Genomic DNA, 15,565 nt, shown 5'->3' with positions numbered 1-15,565 from the left:
AGATGGACCCGGTCTCGTCGGAGATCAGCACACCCTTCCGACCGAGCCGGTGCCCATCAGGCCCCGGCTGTGGAAGGCGCGTGCGCACGCCCCTCCCACACCGTCCACGTCGTCGCCGCCCGCCTCGGTCATGCCGACCCGTCGATCACCCTCCGCGTGTACGCCCACGTGATCCGTGCGGCGGAAGCGTCGGCGGCGGACGTCTTCGCCCAGGCCATCGGCGACCAGAGGGAGCCACGCTGTTAGCAAGAGAAATAGTCAATACCTGTGGATGAGTTGTTTTCCCCTCGCCTGGGGTGGCTACTTGGGGTCGTCGGTCTGCCAAGGGTAGAGAAGTTGCTCAGGGCGCAGGTGCCATGCTTCGAGCGTTGTAGTCAGCTCTGACTCGCTGTCAACCGTCGTGCCTCTGACCAGAACGGCGTCGATGTCGTAGTCGAAGCCGTTGATGCGGTCGGCGTCGTAGTCCCAGTGTTGCAGGCGGAACGTGCGGGAATGGTCGGCTCGTTTCCACCCCTGCTGGTGGGCTTGGATGTCGGCTGGAGTGGTGACCGGCGTGACATCGATGAATGCTCGCCGACCAGGTCGGGAGGGTGGGACCTCGGTGACCAATCGCTGGCCGAGGCGCAATGCGTTCAGCTTGTCGGTGGGCCATTCCCGTTCCCTGCCGGTGGGATGAGATGGCGTGCTCATGCAGCCGTCTCCGCTGGTCGTTCAACAAGTTGGCCATGCACGAAGGTCGCGCCGACACGGACCAGGGCGACGAGGTGGGGTGCGTTGACCGCGCGCCAGCGGACCTGGGCCGACTCGATCAATTTGAAGGCCATCGCGAGCCCGGCAGCGCGAGACCCGGGTCCTTTGGTGACTTTGGTCCGGTGCCGGACGGTGGCAAAGGTGGACTCAATCGGGTTGGTCGTGCGCAGATGCACCCAGTGCTCGGCGGGGTAGTCGTAGAAGGCGAGCAACTCATCCAGGTCGTCGACCACTTTGGCGACGGCCTTGGGGTACTTGGCGCCGTAGGCGGCCTGGAAATCCTTCACCGCGGCCTGGGCGTGCTCCTTGTCCTCGGCGTTCCAGATCTCGGCCAGGTGCTTCTTGGCGGCAGGATGGGCCGACTTCGGCAGCGCCCCCAGCACGTTTGAGATTTTGTGAAACCAGCACCTCTGCTCCTTGGCCTGCGGAAACACCTCCCGCAGCGCCGACCAGAACCCGAGCGCGCCGTCGCCGATGGCCAGCACCGGGGCGCGCATCCCGCGCCTTTTGCAGTCGCGCAGCAGATCGGCCCATGACTCGGTGGACTCGCGGTAGCCGTCGGTGAGCGCGACGAGTTCTTTGCGGCCGTCGGCGCGCACGCCGATCATCACCAGCAGGCACAGCTTGTGTTCTTCCAGCCGGATGTTGACGTGGATGCCGTCGACCCACAGGTAGACGTAGTCGAGGCCGGACAGGTCGCGGGCGGCGAAGGCGCGCTGCTCGGCCTTCCACTGCTCGGTGAGCCTGGTGATGACCGGCGCGGACAGGCCAGCGCTGGAGCCGAGGAACTGTCCCAGCGCGGGCACGAAGTCGCCGCTGGACAGGCCGTGCAGGTAGAGCAGCGGTAGCACCTCGGTGATCTGCGGGGTCTTGCGGGCCCAGGCCGGCAGGATCGCCGAGGAGAAGCGCCGGCGCTCGCCCGTGGCCTCATCGATGCGCTTGTCGTTGACCCGCGGGGCGGTGACCTCGATCGCGCCGGCTGCGGTGAGGATCTCGCGCGGGAGGTGGGAGCCGTTGCGCACGACCAGGCGGCGGCCGTTGTCGTCGCGCTCATCGGCGAAGGCGGCGATGTAGGCGTCCACCTCGGCCTGCAGCGCGGCGGCCAGCATCTTGCGGGCGCCCTCGCGGACGATCTGATCGATCAGCGAAGCCGAATCCGGCGTCGGGCCATGGTCGTCAGCAGGCGGCTCGGGCACTACGGTAAGCGGCACGGGTGTGCCTTCCCGACCGACGTTGGCGCGTCGGCCTTATCTCGAAACCACATCGGATGATCCGGGAAGGTACACCCCTTCCCGGCAGATCCACAGATTTCGATCATTGCTCGTTAGCAAGATCCCGAGATCGTCCTGACAAACACAAAGGCCCGCTCCAGGATTTCCCTGGTGGCGGGCCTTGCGAGTGAGCGCGGCCGACAGGAGTCGAACCCGTAACCTTCTGATCCGTAGGGAAGGGCATGTGCCTCGTCAGCGGCCTCTTCCCCTGCTACAGCGGCGGATATGGGTTGATGTCATGTGATCGCGTGAGGCGGTGTTGCTGTACGAGCTGCTGTACAGCACTCCGCCAATAAGCTTCAGCGCTGTTGCCACCCAGTTCGCGCTGGGAGAGGGCGCTGGCTCTCAACTGGTACCGGCCGGAAACCGGGCTACCGCAAGGCTGCCGGCGAGATCTTCCACGGGAAGGTCAGCGTTCAGTGCGGTGACCATCGCCTGCATCAGCGGAGGAGGGCGTAGATGAGCCGCACCGCGTCAAAATCCACAGACACCTCGTATTAGTCCTCCGCGAACCGCTGGAACGCCTCCGAAGCCGGATCAACGAGCCTTGCAAAACAGGTACACCGCCCCGTCTGGATCGCTCACGCCGTCCCGGTAGTTGCTCGCGCCCACCCGCCAGGAGTCATCGCCAGCCTCACGCCACAGGCAAGCGATCACAACTGACACGCCGCGGCGACATGTCGTGGGGCAGCAGCCACCATGCACAGCCTGCCCGTACCCAGTACGCCAGCGCATTCACGATCTCCCGACGCTCATGGATGGCAGGCCGGCCACCTGGTCTGGAAGCAGGAATCAGCGGGGCGAGCAGTTCCCGCTCGGGTCAGACAAACCGGTTGCTACGGACGCCAAAGGACCATCGCTCGGGGCCCGACACCCTGTCAGCATGACTCGTCGGCCCTTTCAGACACCCTCTTGCAGAGTACCGACGATTCAAAACGGAAGGGCTCAATGACCTCTCTGCGAGAGATACTCCATAGGTCACAATTCGGTGTAAGGATGGAACTACGGAATGGAATATTGCTACACTGTTCAACCTCAAGAATCTTCCCCTCATGAGGAAAATTGGAACTTCTAACGGTTGAAGAGGCAGCGCTTCGACTCGACCTAACCGTTAGTGCCGTCCGCAAAATGGCGGCACGAGGGCAATTGCCAGCAATAAAAAGCGGCAAACAATGGCTTATTGAAGGCGAAGGGCTTGCCAAGCCTAAACGAAAAACTATTGTGGCCGATCCGCACTCAGATGTAGATTTGACGACAGCCCTTCGGCATATCCAAGCGACAGACCTGAAGGAGCTATGGGTTCCTGACGTGTTGCGATTTAAGGACTACCTTGTCGAACCACGCGAACTCATATCTACCGCTTCAGAGCGTCTCCTCAAGGCGGCGGCTGACCCCATTACTGAAGTAGCTGTGGCAAAGACGCCCTTCTTCACAAGAAGCGCAGTACTGCTCACTATTGAGGACCGAGTAGCGTACCAGGCGGTCGTTGCAGCAATTTCCCCGGCAATTGAGTCCGCCCTACCGGAAGTAGTTTACTCCGCACGGCTTTCTAACTCTACCAAATGGTTCCTGAAGCAAGGAACAAAGCAGTGGGTGCTTTGGAAAGAGCGTGTCAGGGCAGAGGTCGCTGCAAAGGGGCCCTGGCTCATTAAAAGTGACCTCACCGGCTTCTTTGACACCATCCCACATGATCTGCTCATGGCCGATATAGCCTCTTTTGCAGAGGACAAGAAGATTGTTGATGCACTTAGTTGGATGCTATCTACCTGGGCCATCGTACCCGGCAGGGGAATACCGCAAGGACCCAGCGCATCGCGCGTTCTAGGAAATATGTATATGATTCCCATCGATGAGGCGATGCTTGCAGCCGGATTCAATTACTCCAGATATCTGGACGACATCAGAATTGTCGGCGGAAGTAAGATGGAAGTTATCTCAGGCCTACGACTTTTTGAGAAGGAGTGTCGTAGGCGGGGGCTAATTGTCAGCTCCGCTAAAACGAGTCTGCTGGAAGGTAAGGATGCTCAAGAGGATGGGGCCCATCCTGAGCGTGATGCGGCACAGTACTTCTTTGAAATTCGCGCGCTTCGTCCTGCGCGCCGAGAGTTGAAGAAGATATTGAGGACCGCGCTGAAGGATGACGGACACATTGACCAGAGGGATGTCCGATTCAGTCTCTGGAGGCTATCTAAAATTCGCGAATACACTGTGCTCGGCTTGACCTTGAAGCGTTTGGAAGATCTCGCGCCTGTCGCCAGCGTAGTAGCTGCCTATCTGAAGCACTTCGTGCATCGACAAATTACTGTAAACGGTATTTCCCGTTTTTTGAGTGACTCGTCACGAGTACACTCCACCTACCTTGTTACTTGGCTCTTCGCTGTCATGCTAGAAAGACGCGGTATCATGCCCGAGGGATGGGCTCATCAGGCACGCCTAACCGTACGCGACAAAAACCAACCCGCCTATTTGCGCGCTGTGGCGGCAGTGGTAATGGCGCGAGGGGGGAAACGTTACGACATATCCTGGATTCGATCTCAGATGCGGGAAGAGAGGGACGTTACTCTCCTTAGAGGGTATGCTACCGCTCTTGCGTGGACTGGCAACCTAAGCCCAGTTGATCACATGGTCTTGAAGCAGAAAGGGCCAGCGCTCGTGAGGACGTCAGCTTATCTGGCAACGGCGCAGCAGTTGCCCTCACTTATAGACTCGTCACTATTGGCGGGGATCTGACAGGTGAAGCGCGCAGCTATATACCTCGCCCTTCTGATCACCGGAAGCATCCTACTCCTTATCATAGATCCAAACAATCAATGGTTTGGAATCATCGGCGGATTCTCTGCGGCTGTGCTCCTAGCACTGTTGGATAGTGCGCTTACAAACCTAAGATATATACGCTTCTTCTTCTATATTTTTAGATACCGTGGCAGTCGGGTACGTATATCAGCTGCCTACCTTTTCCGCATTAAGATCCGAGGAAATTATCTCTTGATAAAGGGCAGACGTTTTCCTCAATATCAACCTGTGGGTGGAGTCTACAAGTCTTCGTCAAGTGCCAGAGAATTTCTCAATAGAATTGAGGCAACAGACGACGATCTAATCTCTTTGGACGATGTCAGCGAACACGACCTGCGCATACGCATTCCCATGCGACGCCTGATTGATTTTGTACGGTGGTTTGAGTCAGGCGTCTCGCGGGAAACTTCCCCTTGGCGCGAATTCTATGAGGAACTTGTTAAGCCAGGAATTATTTCTAGCCAGAATTTTCCTTTCATCTACCACGATTTCGTTACTCGGACTTATCACCCTTTGCGCCATAGCGACCATGCGCAATCGCTAGAGATATTGATATCGGACATATACGTCCTACTGCTTACGGAATCGCAGGAGCTCGAAATTGAGAAATTGATAGGCAACGAAAGCTCGGATATCATATGGGTTTCAGAGGAAACAATTAGGCGTCGCGGTGCCATACCTGGCAAGGATCAGAGTCTCGTGATAGCCGAAACTGCCAGATGGATTGTCTAGGGCAGGGTGCTCGCTTAATAGTTGACGACCGTGCCGGCAACGAACCGATTCCCTCCATCGCACCTCACCACCATCACCCTTCACACACGACGTACAGCACCTGCGAATCCGGTGGCAAGCCGACCCGGAGCGCAGGGCCGCCAGGCCCGAGCACCGGAAGCGGCGCGGCAGCCTGGCTTTTCGCTTTTCAGTCTTTGATGTGGCTGCGCGCACGCCCTGCGTGGCATGACGGCGCGGACGAAAACGCGCCATCGTCGCCCTCGGCAACTCCGTCCTGACCATCGTCTGGCACCTGCTGTCCGACCCTGACGCCCGCTACCACAACCTCGGCCCGGACTTCTACCAGTCCCGCATCGCCACCCAACGCCGCGAACGCGACCTCATCCGTCAGCTCGAACGCCTCACCGGCAAAACCGTCACCCTGCAACCAGCCGCCTGACCACACCCCACCGCGCCAACCTCACCGAAGACCGGAGACGAGGTTCGCTGCCGCCTGCCCACGAACTCACCCATTTTCGAGCCAGGCGGAGCAATCACACTGCTCGGACGATCGAAGCTGTGGTAGAGAGCGTATTGGACGGTGCCGTGGATGCGTCGGCGTGTGGGGACGTTGCTATCAGCGCTGCTGTCACCTCAGCCATGGCCCGACGGAGGAGGGGCCTTGCCACCGGGTGGCCAGCCAGTGAGAGGGGCACCGAAGTCAGCGATGCTCATGACCTGAGCCAACCGCTTTGGCGTGCTCGTGGCCTCTCAAGGCCATCGAGGGTCCGCGTGAAGGTTGTGCGGTTGGACTAATGCCGTAAGCGACGTTGCTACGCTCAGTCCCTGCTCCGTAGTGAGAGAGCCCTCTCAGAACTGCGCTCGGCATGCGCGCGCAATAGTCGGAAATGGGTCGCACGCCCAAGCTGCATCAAGGCAAACTGGCGGCTGTGGGCAGGAAGAGCAGAGAGAAGCTTCGTCGCCGTACTGATCCCGAGTACGGGGAGAGAGTGAAGGCTGCGCAGGCAGAGAGCCGTGGCAAGCAAGTACCACCAACGCCGGCAGGTTACACGCGAGCGGCCGAAACGCGGGGTCATGCAGGAATAGTTGAAGCTCTAATATCACGACACAACCAGCGGTGGAGCAACGTTCGTCACAACCTCACGCCATTGAGTGAACCGATTGCAGAATCGCTTCACGTCATATATCCGCTCGACGCCTTCTTGTGGCGGATGGGAGTTCGCTTTACTGAGCCGCCTTCAGATCCGGCAGGTGGCTGGCTTGGGCAACTACGGTGGGGATTAGATAGCGCGTGTCAGGTTTCGCGCATGCTCCTGGCATCCAACCCGCTTGGAGCGGCGGCTGTCGCGCGAACGCAAATTGAGCGATGGAGCTACAATCGCATTGTCTCCAATGGCATTGAACAGGAAGATGGGGTTTCTACGTCCGAACACTACACGACGATATGGATGCCAGAGGGCCCGAAGGTGCCGGCGGGTACTGTCTGGACCTCACTCTCTGAACTTCTACATGGTCGCGGACCATTGCTTGATTCTGCGCGCTGGGAAAGCATTGACCTAGCCGATCCTCAACGAATCGGAGCAAGCAGGGAAATATTCTTGCATTCGCTTACAGCGACCGAGCTTTCCTTGCGTCAAGTTCTCCTTGGCGTAGTAAGTCTTACGCGGAACTTGGGATCTGTAGCCAACTCTTATCATCCACTTCTGGAGATGCCTCTTTCCCTTCCTTCGGAAGTGAGGATGGGGGACAGTCCGACCGCCGTTTGGCCGTTGAATCTGGAGATGCTCTCCAGCATGGGTGAAGCTGTAGCCCGCTACGGTGCTGCACACCTATCTGATGTAGAGAAGCTGGCATCAGGACAGAAGACCAGGGAACTGGTTTACTCGGCAAGGAGCCTAGAGGCATTTGCGTCCCGGCGAGGTCGTGCAGCATCAACCGCCATCAGAGCATTCGAGGCGGAGAGGCAACACTTGGGGGATCGTTTCGCCCCCAAGGACCTGGCTCAACGAGAACTTGCTTATATATGGCTGAACGAAACTGCCGCCATTTTGGCGTCGTGGATCGATGGGCCGGTATCGGATGCTTTGACGGTGGCTTCTAGTGCTCTGCGAGCAGCATTCTGGCTCTGGCTCGAAGACGACGATCGCTCCATGGTTCTGGCACGTACTGTGGTTGATCAGACGGCAAGACTTAGGGTATGGCGTGTAAAGCCGGAGAAGGCGGAGAACATTGAAGCGCGCGGGAGCCGAACGAGCACCCGGGATTGGATTGACACCGCCGGGTGGCGCCGTCTATCGATTTTGAATCGTAGCCTTGGAGAATTCTCTCATACGTCACTGCCCGCTACGCTAGCCAACGCACGCGCCGCACTGTCCGCAATCCAGAATCAGGACGACGCACATGCAGAGCACACGGCCCGCGGTGGCACTCTGAACGAAATCGCATATGCCTTTGGCTCCGAGATCAGCTACCTAACTCGGGCATATCACCCTTCGCTTGCAGCTGCATTCGAAAGCGTTCTTCCATATGCGGGAGTTGACGGGACTGAAGCACGTGTAGAGCAATGGCTGCAACGCTGCTGGATGCATCGCGGTCTTACTCTACGTGCGAACTAACTCGAAGGCTTAGAGAATGCACGGCTTGGCGCTGACCGCCGAGTTCGCTCACATCGCAGCATAGGACGATCTACAGAGTTAGTGACGCTAATAAGTCCAGAGGACTCTTGACCAGTGCGGATACGTCGGTAGGTTATGGATGTCCTGCCCCCTCCGCTGGGGTTCGGCTTGGCGGGCCTGGTGTAGAGGAACTTCCTTCGGGCCTGCCAGTGATCCTTCGTGTGGAGTCGGTTGCACGGTGCTCCTCGCGCGTGGGCGGTGCTGGCCGCGACCGGCCGGAGAGCCGCAGCGCGGCCAGCGACCGCCCGATGCGCGGCAGGCCGCCGCAGGCGGGCTGCCCTTGATGACGAGGAGATAAGTTGCTTTCTGGGCTGCCCGTAGCTGTAACTATGGGTGTCTATGAGCTATTTGGGGCAGGGCTGGGCGATGTTCCAAATGCGGGCCATGCTGCTGAGGTAGGTGGCTGCCGGTCCTCGGTCGTCGGTGTGCGATAGGTGCATGACGGGGGCGTTGGCGGCTGGTGTGCCGTAGGCGTGGGTGTTGACCAGCAGTTCTCGATCGGCGCGGTAGATGGAGTTGTAGAGCACGGTCCGGTGTAGGCGGATCTCGACGCTTGGGACGTCTCGCAGGGACCGGTACAGCGTGAGCGCGTTGTTGACCCGCGCTGCCATGACCTTGGCTCCGATTCCCTCGTCGACGCCACGTGCAGCCACCTCCTGCCCCTCGGGGTCGCCGAGCAGTATGCGCACCGTGACGCCGGCCTTGGCGCGGTCGGTGAGGGTGTCGAGGATGCCCCGGTCCTCGGCGAGGAACAGCGCGCTGTAGGCCAGGATGCCGATCTCTCGCCTGGCTCCGCCGAAGAGGTTGCGCCAGACCGTCTGTGGGATGGCCCAGCGGTGTGGGTAGATGGCCTGTATGCCGTCGGCGAGTGCCTGGTGTCGTGGCGCAACCTCGGGCCATAGCTCGGCTTCGTCGACGTGGAGCAGGTCGGCGACGGCCCACCGGTGGCGCGGATAGGGCACGCGCCCGTGAAGCCATCGGCTGACGGTTTTGGGGTCGACGGCCAGGGCGGCGGCGACATCGGTGGTGTTGAGGCGGGCGGCGGCCAGTGCGTAGCGGAGGTTGTCGTTCATGTGGCCGGCCTGTTCCTCTCGCGAGTTGACCCTTGTGCTGCGACGTTAACATCAGACGTCCCGAGACGTCCCCAAGTTGTGGTGTTCCTGCCCCTGGCCGTGGGGCGACGCTCGACGCACACAACGACCGGGCATGAATGTCAGGGAGGACCAGGATGCAGGCGAGCCAGACCGTCAAGGAGCAGCAACGGGCCTACACCGAGCGGCTGCTGACCGCGCTGGGCGAGCAGCTGAACGCGCGCGATATCGCGGCGGTGCTCGTCGGCACCCAGGACGGCCGTCCGGCGCTGGACGTGATCGACAGCCGGTGCCGGATGCGGCGGGTGTTCGTCCACCTGTCGTTCTGCTGGTTCTACTGGGGCGACCAGGACGACGAGCGGGTGTCGTTCCTGCAGATGGCCCACGCGGTGGACCGGATCGAGCAGGCCGCCGAAGATGGCTGGCACGACGGTGAGCAGGGCGATCTCAAGGTCGACCTGGACAAGATCCTCGACGCTTACCGCGGCTGACCCTTATGTCCGGCGGCCGATGGCTGACGGGCGGACTGGTCTACCCGCAGATCGCCGCCCGCATCCGTGAACAGATCGTCGCGGGCGAATTCGCGCCGGGCTCGGTGCTGCCGTCTGAGGCGGAGCTGTGCCGCAGGTTCGGGGTGGCGCGCAACACGGTACGGCGCGGCCTGGCGCTCCTGGAGGGCGAAGGACTCCTGGTCACTGTCCCGTCCAAGGGCCGCGTGGTGGCTGCCGACAGCGGCGCGGCCCCGTACCGCTACCAGCAGATCGCCGCAAGCCTGCGTGAGCAGATCGAAAGCGGCATCCTGGCACCTGGTGCCGCGTTGCCCAGCGAGGCCGAGCTACGCCGCCGGTTCTCGGCCTCGCGTAACACGGTGCGCCAGGCCCTGGCCGTGCTGGAGCGCGACGGGTTGATCGTGGCCGAGCACGGGCGGGGGCGCTTCGTCCGGAATTGAGACGTCCTGGGACGTCTCGCCTGCCCCTCTGGCTTCGCCCCTGCCCGTGCTGCCTATCGTGAACCTCGTGGGACAAGTTGAATGGGCCTACGGCCTGGCCAAGGATCTGCTGAAGACGACATTGCCCCGGCGCTGGGCGCACACCCAGGGAGTCGCCGACCAGGCCGAGACCCTGGCCCCGATCCTCGGCGCGGACACTGACACCCTGATCGCCGCGTGCCTGCTGCATGACATTGGGTACGCCCCGGATTTGGTCGACACTGGCATGCACCAGCTCGACGGCGCCCGCTACCTGCGCGACGTCGCCCAGGCCGATGAGCGGCTGTGCCGCCTGGTGGCCTACCACTCGTGCGCGGACAACGAGGCTCGGCAACGGGACATGTTCGACGTGCTGGCCGAGGAGTTCGACCAGGAGCGGCCCGATCTGGCTCGGGCGCTGACCTACTGCGACATGACCACCAGCCCGGACGGCAAGCACCTGGACGTACGCGACCGGCTGGCCGAGATCCACTCCCGGTACGGTCCCGAGCATGTGGTCAGCCGTTCGATCACCGATGCCACACCGTGCATCGTGTCGTCGGTGCGGGCGGTGGAGGCCGCGCTATCCGATGTACGGCAGGCCGATGCCGGCTAGGTAGTGCTCGATCCGCATCCGCATCGATGCGGCCATCGGCAGCGACAGGACCTCATCGCGTGGCACCCACCGCACCTGTAGAGACTCCGCGCTGACGGCCGGAGCTCCGGACACCGCGCGGCCGGTGAGCACGATGGAGAACTCCTGTCGGGCCTCGCCGTTGCTGGTGTAGAGGATCACGTGTCCGGGGTCGGTGTAGGTGCCGACCAGGCCAGTGATCTCACACAGGATGCCGGTCTCCTCCAGCGTCTCCCTTACGCCCGCCTGCGGCAGCGACTCCCCCAGGTCGATGGCCCCGCCGGGCAACGCCCAGTTGTCGTTGTCGGAGCGCTGGATCATCAGCACCTCGCCGCGCTCGTTGGTGACCACGACGTTCACCGACGGGACCAGGCTGTTGGCCTTGGGCGCGTTCGGGTCATGATCGAAGTCGATTCGCCGCGCCATGCCTTTAGGACTCCACCGGGATCGCCTGCGCCCACACCTTCTCGAAGCTGTCGGCGTATGTGGCGACCATGTCGCCGCCGGCCACCCTCCGTAGGTGCAGGACCGGCGCGTTGCCGGCGCGGGTGCCGTACACGTGCATGTTGATCAGGAACTCGTCGTCGGCGCGGTAGATCGAGTTGTACAGCACCGTACGGTGCAACCGGATCTCGACGTTCTCCAGGCCGGTGATCGGCCGGTAGAACACCAGCGCGCTGCGGATCTGCGCCGCCATGCTCTCGCCCACGCCCTCATCGGCTCCGCGCTGCGCCACCTCGGCCGAATCCGGGTCACCCAGCAGGATGCGCACTCGCACACCGGCCCGCGCTTTGTCGGCGAACAGCCGCACCATGCCCCCGTCGTCGGCGAGGAACAACCCGCTGAAGGCCAGGACGCCGATCTCTTCTGACGCCGCACCGAACAGTCGTCCCCAGATGTCCCGGGGCACCGCCCACCGGTGCGGGTGGATCGCGATGATCTCGCTCTGCGAGGCAGACGTCACCTGTTCGGGGCTGAGCGCGTCCGGCCACAGGTACGCCTCGTCCACTCCCAGGTACGAAGCGGTGGCGAAGCGGTGTTTTCGGTACGGCTCGCGTCCCTTGGTGACCCATCGCTCGACGGTTTTGGGGTCGACTTCGATGGCCTCGGCCAGATCGGCGATGGACACGCCTTTCTGTAGCAGGGCCGCGCGTAGTCGTTCGTTGGCCATCTCACCCGCTTCAAGGGGACGTCCGGGGACCTGGCCATCGTAGGCCGGACGTCTTGAACATGTCCCGTCGTGTAGTGATCTCGTCCTGACTCTCCGCAGCATTCTCGGTTCGCAAGCAAGAACAACCGACCGAGAGGAGAGGTGATCACATGACTGAGGAGATCTACCCGGAGCCCACCTGCGCGTGCACCGCACGCCTGGAGCAGGGACAGACCCGCTGCCGTAAGTGCCTGGCCCGTGAGCGCTGGATCAAGAAGCAGGCGGCCAAGCGCAACCGCGACGGCCAGCGGCGGAGTGAGACCCGCCGTCCCCCGCGCGCTCCTCGCGGCCTGGCCGGGGCGGGGGTGATCTGGTCATGACCACGATCCCGCTGATCATCGCCGGAGTGCTCGGCGTCGCGCTGCTGGTCGGGTACGTGACGGTGCTGGTCGGCATCCGCCGTGAGGACAAGCGGCTCAGCCTGCGCCGCAGCCCGTCGGGTGCGTCGGCGTCGCTGGCGCGGAAGGTTACCGGCTGCTACGTCCGGGGCGGGGTGTCGTGGACGTAGCCAACTGCTCCTCGACCTTCGCCAGGCGTACGGACAGGTCGTGCACGGTGGCGCGCAGGTCGGCCAGCTCGTCGCCGGCAGTCTGGGGGTTGTCGGCGGCCTGGACCTCGTCGGCGTCGCGGACGAACACGCCCTTGCCCTGCTGGCCGATCACCAGGCCCTCGGTACGCAGGACACCGACGGCCAGCTTCACCACCGACAGCGACGCGCCGTACTGCTCGGCGAGCTTGGCCGTGGACGGCAACGGAGTTCCGGGCGCCAGAGAGCCGCCGCGGATCTGCGCGCGGAGATCGTCGGCGATCTGCAGGTAGCCCGGCCGGCCGGTGTTCTTGACCATCGCCCTCAATCTCACCACGAAAGTTCGACCAAGCCAACCGAGAGAACATGGACAACCAAGCCAACTAGGTTAACTATGTTGGCAGCGACGAAAGAGGAGGTCACAACCCATGCGTTCCGTCCCCATCCCCGTGGATGTCAGCAAACTCGCCATCACCTGCGTCAAAGCCCCGCGCCCGCGCGTCCTCAACCGCGACACCGGCGAGATCAAAACCGACAAGAACGGCAACACCGTCTACGAGGTCACCGTCTCGGTAGAAGACGAGTTCGGCCGGATCGAACTCGTCAAGATCGGCACCACCGGAGAGCCACCCATCACCACCGGCGACCAGGTCACCGCCGTCGGCCTGCTCGGCTACGTATGGGAGATCTCCGGCCGGTGGGGCATCGCCTACCGCGCCACGGCGCTGCTCCCTGTCCGGGAGGCCGCCGATGTCTGACGCGCTGTTCGTGCTCGCAGCCCTCGCCGCTGTCGCGGCGGGGCTGTGGGCCTGGCGCCGCTTCCACTACCCCTCGTTCTGGCTGGCGCTCGGCTTCCCGCTCACCGCTGCCTCGGTCCGGGCGTCCTGGCGGCGGGTCGCCCTCGGCTGTGGACTGACCAAGAAGCGGCAACGCTGGTGGTTCACCCTCACCCCCGGCGCGGTCGCCTCCACCGGGCTGGTGAAGGTACGCCGCCGCTTCCAGCGGGTGGCCGTCGACACCAAACCGTTCATGTGGCTGCCCAAACCGACCCGGCACGGCTGGCGCGTCTCCCTGTGGACGCTGGAAGGCCAAACCCCCGGCGACTACGCCGACGCCGCCGAACGCCTGGCGCACTCCTGGGGCGTGCACGCGATCCGCGTCTCCTCACCCCGCCCCGGCCGCGTCGTGCTGATGGCGACCATGCGCGACCCGCTGGTCAAGGTCGACCAGCTCCCGCCCTCACCTGAGCTGCTCAAGGTGACGGTCGGGCAGTTGGAGACCGGCAAACCCTGGGTGATCGACTTCCGTACGGTGCCGCACTGGCTCAACGCGGGCGCGACTCAGTCCGGCAAGTCGAACTTGGCCAATGCGCTCATCGTCGGACTCGCGCCGCAACCCGTGGCGCTGGTCGGCTTCGACCTCAAGGGCGGCGTGGAGTTCACCCCATACGCGCCCCGACTGTCGGCGCTGGCCACCTCGCGCGCCGAATCGGTCGGCCTGCTGGCCGATCTGGTCGGGCTGATGATCGACCGGATGGGGTTGTGCCGCCAGGCGTCTGCCCGCAACATCTGGCAACTCCCGCCCGCCATCCGGCCCGTGCCGGTCGTGGTCCTGGTCGACGAGCTGGCCGAGCTCTACCTGATGGCCGACAAGTCTGAGAAAGACGAGATCGCCAAAACCTCCACCGCCCTGCTGCGGGTGGCGCAACTCGGGCGGGCGTTCGGCATCTACCTGTTCTGCTGCGGACAAAGGATCGGCTCCGACCTCGGCCCCGGCGTCACCGCCCTGCGCGCCCAATGCTCCGGGCGGATCTGCCACCGGGTCAACGACCCCGAAACCGCGACCATGACCCTCGGCGACCTCGACCCGGCCGCCCTCGTCTCCGCCCGCGCCATCGCCGCCGAGACACCCGGCGTCGCCATCGTCGCCTCACAGGACGGTCAGTGGTACCGCGCCCGCTCCTTCTACGTCACCGACGCCACCGCCGAACACGCCGCCCACACCCACGCGCACCTCGCCCCGTCCTGGGACGAGATCACCGCCCACCTGACCGAACACGCCAACGCCTGAACCCGAGAGGAGGGCACCGATGCGACGCTTGGCCTGCCGACTGCTCGACACCGGCCCGGTTCTCGTCCTGGCCGTCATCGCGGGTGCCGGATCGTTCACCCACATCCGCGACACCGCCACCGAGCACGGCCAAACCGGCTGGATGTCCTGGGCCGTCGCCGTCTGCATCGACCTGACCTGCGTCATGGCCGCCCGTGAACGCCAACGCGACAAGAAGACCGGCAAAGGCCGGCAAGGCCGCATCACCTGGCCCGTCCTCGTCCTGACCGGCGGCATCATCCTGTCCCTGGCCGCCAACCTCGCCCAAGCCGCCCCCACCGTCTGGGGCTGGATCACCGCCGCCACCCCGGCCGCCGCCTTCCTCATCGCCGTCTCGATGCTGGAACGCCGCGCCACCCACCCCGAACCGCCTCCAGCACCGGCCGCCTCGCCCACGCCCGCGCCCGTCCTGGCCTCGGTCCCGGTCCCTGAGCTCCTCCGCCTGGACAACGACACCCCGGGCGACGGCCTGGCCCCGGCGCTCGTCGACTACGCCCGCCGCGTCGCCGACAACCACCACGCCAAACACGGTCGACCGATCACCCGCGACACACTCCGCACCCACCTCGGCGTATCCGACCAACTCGCCGCAGACCTGCTGCGCGCCCTGCCTACCGCCTGACCAGAAAGGAGGGCAACGACCATGCGCATCCGCATCGACGGCACCCGCGCCGAAATCGTCGACGCCCTGTTCCGCCTGCGCCTGCACTTCACCGTCTACGCCGTCTCCCGCGCCTACCCCGACCGCGCCCGTCCCCACCACTGGCGCGTCTACCTCACCACCCGCCCTAGCGAAAGAAGGTGACC

20 protein-coding genes are annotated in these 15,565 nt (G+C 63.3%); 12 read left to right on the top strand and 8 right to left on the bottom strand.

Features of this window, described 5'->3' with window-relative positions; translation table 11 throughout:
* Window positions 1–300: 300 nt before the first annotated feature.
* The 3 genes from V5E28_RS32500 to V5E28_RS49705 all read right to left on the bottom strand — a co-directional run bounded on the left by V5E28_RS32500 (window position 301) and on the right by V5E28_RS49705 (window position 2,781).
* The gene (locus V5E28_RS32500) at window positions 301–690 is read right to left on the bottom strand and encodes a hypothetical protein (RefSeq protein ID WP_336212628.1); all 390 of its coding nucleotides are present in this window, start codon (window positions 688–690) and stop codon (window positions 301–303) included.
* Window positions 687–1,946 carry an IS256 family transposase gene (locus V5E28_RS32495; RefSeq protein WP_336212634.1) on the bottom strand — a complete coding sequence of 420 codons (1,260 nt, stop codon included), beginning with the start codon at window positions 1,944–1,946 and terminating at the stop codon, window positions 687–689. The genes V5E28_RS32500 and V5E28_RS32495 overlap by 4 nt, the downstream gene beginning before the upstream one ends.
* A 709-nt stretch (window positions 1,947–2,655) precedes the next feature.
* On the bottom strand, window positions 2,656–2,781 hold the full coding sequence (locus V5E28_RS49705; RefSeq protein WP_442945902.1) for a transposase: 126 nt from the start codon (window positions 2,779–2,781) through the stop codon (window positions 2,656–2,658).
* Window positions 2,782–3,083: 302 nt separating this feature from the next.
* Between V5E28_RS49705 and V5E28_RS32490 the strand changes: the two genes are divergently transcribed.
* Entirely contained in the window at window positions 3,084–4,751 is a 1,668-nt protein-coding gene (locus tag V5E28_RS32490; RefSeq protein WP_336212627.1) for a reverse transcriptase domain-containing protein, read from the top strand.
* 3 nt (window positions 4,752–4,754) lie between these two features.
* Window positions 4,755–5,546, top strand: coding sequence for a hypothetical protein (locus V5E28_RS49700; RefSeq protein ID WP_442945900.1), 792 nt, complete (start codon window positions 4,755–4,757; stop codon window positions 5,544–5,546).
* 187 nt (window positions 5,547–5,733) lie between these two features.
* Here the strand turns inward: V5E28_RS49700 and V5E28_RS32485 are convergent, their stop codons facing one another.
* Window positions 5,734–5,973: a hypothetical protein gene (locus tag V5E28_RS32485; RefSeq protein WP_336212625.1), complete on the bottom strand. Its 240-nt coding sequence runs from the start codon at window positions 5,971–5,973 to the stop codon at window positions 5,734–5,736.
* Between the two features lie 880 nt (window positions 5,974–6,853).
* Here V5E28_RS32485 and V5E28_RS32480 point away from each other — a divergent pair.
* Window positions 6,854–8,161, top strand: coding sequence for a hypothetical protein (locus tag V5E28_RS32480; RefSeq protein ID WP_336212624.1), 1,308 nt, complete (start codon window positions 6,854–6,856; stop codon window positions 8,159–8,161).
* 404 nt (window positions 8,162–8,565) lie between these two features.
* Here the strand turns inward: V5E28_RS32480 and V5E28_RS32475 are convergent, their stop codons facing one another.
* Window positions 8,566–9,294 carry an XRE family transcriptional regulator gene (locus V5E28_RS32475; RefSeq protein ID WP_336212623.1) on the bottom strand — a complete coding sequence of 243 codons (729 nt, stop codon included), beginning with the start codon at window positions 9,292–9,294 and terminating at the stop codon, window positions 8,566–8,568.
* 155 nt (window positions 9,295–9,449) lie between these two features.
* Between V5E28_RS32475 and V5E28_RS32470 the strand changes: the two genes are divergently transcribed.
* From V5E28_RS32470 to V5E28_RS32460, 3 genes are all read left to right on the top strand, one after another.
* A complete protein-coding gene (locus V5E28_RS32470) occupies window positions 9,450–9,803 on the top strand; it encodes a hypothetical protein (RefSeq protein WP_336212621.1) in 354 nt (117 codons plus the stop codon).
* 5 nt (window positions 9,804–9,808) lie between these two features.
* On the top strand, window positions 9,809–10,261 hold the full coding sequence (locus V5E28_RS32465) for a GntR family transcriptional regulator (protein WP_336212620.1): 453 nt from the start codon (window positions 9,809–9,811) through the stop codon (window positions 10,259–10,261).
* 67 nt (window positions 10,262–10,328) lie between these two features.
* Window positions 10,329–10,895 carry an HD domain-containing protein gene (locus V5E28_RS32460; protein ID WP_336212619.1) on the top strand — a complete coding sequence of 189 codons (567 nt, stop codon included), beginning with the start codon at window positions 10,329–10,331 and terminating at the stop codon, window positions 10,893–10,895.
* Here V5E28_RS32460 and V5E28_RS32455 read toward each other — a convergent pair.
* Both V5E28_RS32455 and V5E28_RS32450 read right to left on the bottom strand, forming a co-directional pair.
* Complete coding sequence (locus tag V5E28_RS32455; protein ID WP_336212618.1) at window positions 10,863–11,339, bottom strand: NUDIX hydrolase; 477 nt, start codon at window positions 11,337–11,339, stop codon at window positions 10,863–10,865. The genes V5E28_RS32460 and V5E28_RS32455 overlap by 33 nt on opposite strands.
* A gap of 4 nt (window positions 11,340–11,343) precedes the next feature.
* Complete coding sequence (locus tag V5E28_RS32450; protein ID WP_336212616.1) at window positions 11,344–12,084, bottom strand: helix-turn-helix domain-containing protein; 741 nt, start codon at window positions 12,082–12,084, stop codon at window positions 11,344–11,346.
* A 149-nt stretch (window positions 12,085–12,233) separates the two neighbouring features.
* Here V5E28_RS32450 and V5E28_RS32445 point away from each other — a divergent pair, with 149 nt between their 5' ends.
* Both V5E28_RS32445 and V5E28_RS32440 read left to right on the top strand, forming a co-directional pair.
* Window positions 12,234–12,443: a hypothetical protein gene (locus V5E28_RS32445; protein ID WP_336212615.1), complete on the top strand. Its 210-nt coding sequence runs from the start codon at window positions 12,234–12,236 to the stop codon at window positions 12,441–12,443.
* Window positions 12,440–12,631: a hypothetical protein gene (locus tag V5E28_RS32440; RefSeq protein WP_336212613.1), complete on the top strand. Its 192-nt coding sequence runs from the start codon at window positions 12,440–12,442 to the stop codon at window positions 12,629–12,631. The genes V5E28_RS32445 and V5E28_RS32440 overlap by 4 nt, the downstream gene beginning before the upstream one ends.
* Here V5E28_RS32440 and V5E28_RS32435 read toward each other — a convergent pair.
* Window positions 12,591–12,968 (bottom strand): winged helix-turn-helix domain-containing protein, encoded by a 378-nt coding sequence (locus V5E28_RS32435; protein ID WP_336212611.1) that lies wholly within the window; start codon window positions 12,966–12,968, stop codon window positions 12,591–12,593. The two genes, V5E28_RS32440 and V5E28_RS32435, sit on opposite strands and share 41 nt — an antisense overlap.
* 109 nt (window positions 12,969–13,077) lie before the next feature.
* Here V5E28_RS32435 and V5E28_RS32430 point away from each other — a divergent pair, with 109 nt between their 5' ends.
* From V5E28_RS32430 to V5E28_RS32415, 4 genes are read left to right on the top strand one after another with little or no spacing between them, the layout of a single operon-like run.
* Complete coding sequence (locus V5E28_RS32430; RefSeq protein ID WP_336212609.1) at window positions 13,078–13,407, top strand: SCO3933 family regulatory protein; 330 nt, start codon at window positions 13,078–13,080, stop codon at window positions 13,405–13,407.
* Window positions 13,400–14,719: an FtsK/SpoIIIE domain-containing protein gene (locus V5E28_RS32425; RefSeq protein WP_336212608.1), complete on the top strand. Its 1,320-nt coding sequence runs from the start codon at window positions 13,400–13,402 to the stop codon at window positions 14,717–14,719. Before V5E28_RS32430 ends, V5E28_RS32425 begins: the two co-directional genes overlap by 8 nt.
* A 19-nt stretch (window positions 14,720–14,738) precedes the next feature.
* The gene (locus tag V5E28_RS32420) at window positions 14,739–15,380 is read left to right on the top strand and encodes a DUF2637 domain-containing protein (RefSeq protein ID WP_336212607.1); all 642 of its coding nucleotides are present in this window, start codon (window positions 14,739–14,741) and stop codon (window positions 15,378–15,380) included.
* Between the two features lie 21 nt (window positions 15,381–15,401).
* Window positions 15,402–15,563 (top strand): hypothetical protein, encoded by a 162-nt coding sequence (locus tag V5E28_RS32415; protein ID WP_336212606.1) that lies wholly within the window; start codon window positions 15,402–15,404, stop codon window positions 15,561–15,563.
* Window positions 15,564–15,565: the final 2 nt, after the last annotated feature.

The organism is Nonomuraea sp. LPB2021202275-12-8 (assembly GCF_037044575.1).
In the GTDB taxonomy this organism is placed as follows: domain Bacteria; phylum Actinomycetota; class Actinomycetes; order Streptosporangiales; family Streptosporangiaceae; genus Nonomuraea.
This window is presented reverse-complemented; position numbering and strand designations above follow the sequence as displayed.

Bases quoted from the DNA above. Each gene is read 5' to 3' on its own strand.
- V5E28_RS32500 (WP_336212628.1), bottom strand. From the start codon at position 690: ATGAGCACGCCATCTCATCCCACCGGCAGGGAACGGGAATGGCCCACC.
- V5E28_RS32420 (WP_336212607.1), top strand. From the start codon at position 14,739: ATGCGACGCTTGGCCTGCCGACTGCTCGACACCGGCCCGGTTCTCGTC.
- V5E28_RS32425 (WP_336212608.1), top strand. From the start codon at position 13,400: ATGTCTGACGCGCTGTTCGTGCTCGCAGCCCTCGCCGCTGTCGCGGCG.
- V5E28_RS32445 (WP_336212615.1), top strand. From the start codon at position 12,234: ATGACTGAGGAGATCTACCCGGAGCCCACCTGCGCGTGCACCGCACGC.
- V5E28_RS32475 (WP_336212623.1), bottom strand. From the start codon at position 9,294: ATGAACGACAACCTCCGCTACGCACTGGCCGCCGCCCGCCTCAACACC.
- V5E28_RS32465 (WP_336212620.1), top strand. From the start codon at position 9,809: ATGTCCGGCGGCCGATGGCTGACGGGCGGACTGGTCTACCCGCAGATC.
- V5E28_RS32415 (WP_336212606.1), top strand. From the start codon at position 15,402: ATGCGCATCCGCATCGACGGCACCCGCGCCGAAATCGTCGACGCCCTG.
- V5E28_RS32470 (WP_336212621.1), top strand. From the start codon at position 9,450: ATGCAGGCGAGCCAGACCGTCAAGGAGCAGCAACGGGCCTACACCGAG.
- V5E28_RS32450 (WP_336212616.1), bottom strand. From the start codon at position 12,084: ATGGCCAACGAACGACTACGCGCGGCCCTGCTACAGAAAGGCGTGTCC.
- V5E28_RS32440 (WP_336212613.1), top strand. From the start codon at position 12,440: ATGACCACGATCCCGCTGATCATCGCCGGAGTGCTCGGCGTCGCGCTG.
- V5E28_RS32480 (WP_336212624.1), top strand. From the start codon at position 6,854: ATGCTCCTGGCATCCAACCCGCTTGGAGCGGCGGCTGTCGCGCGAACG.
- V5E28_RS32435 (WP_336212611.1), bottom strand. From the start codon at position 12,968: ATGGTCAAGAACACCGGCCGGCCGGGCTACCTGCAGATCGCCGACGAT.
- V5E28_RS32430 (WP_336212609.1), top strand. From the start codon at position 13,078: ATGCGTTCCGTCCCCATCCCCGTGGATGTCAGCAAACTCGCCATCACC.
- V5E28_RS32455 (WP_336212618.1), bottom strand. From the start codon at position 11,339: ATGGCGCGGCGAATCGACTTCGATCATGACCCGAACGCGCCCAAGGCC.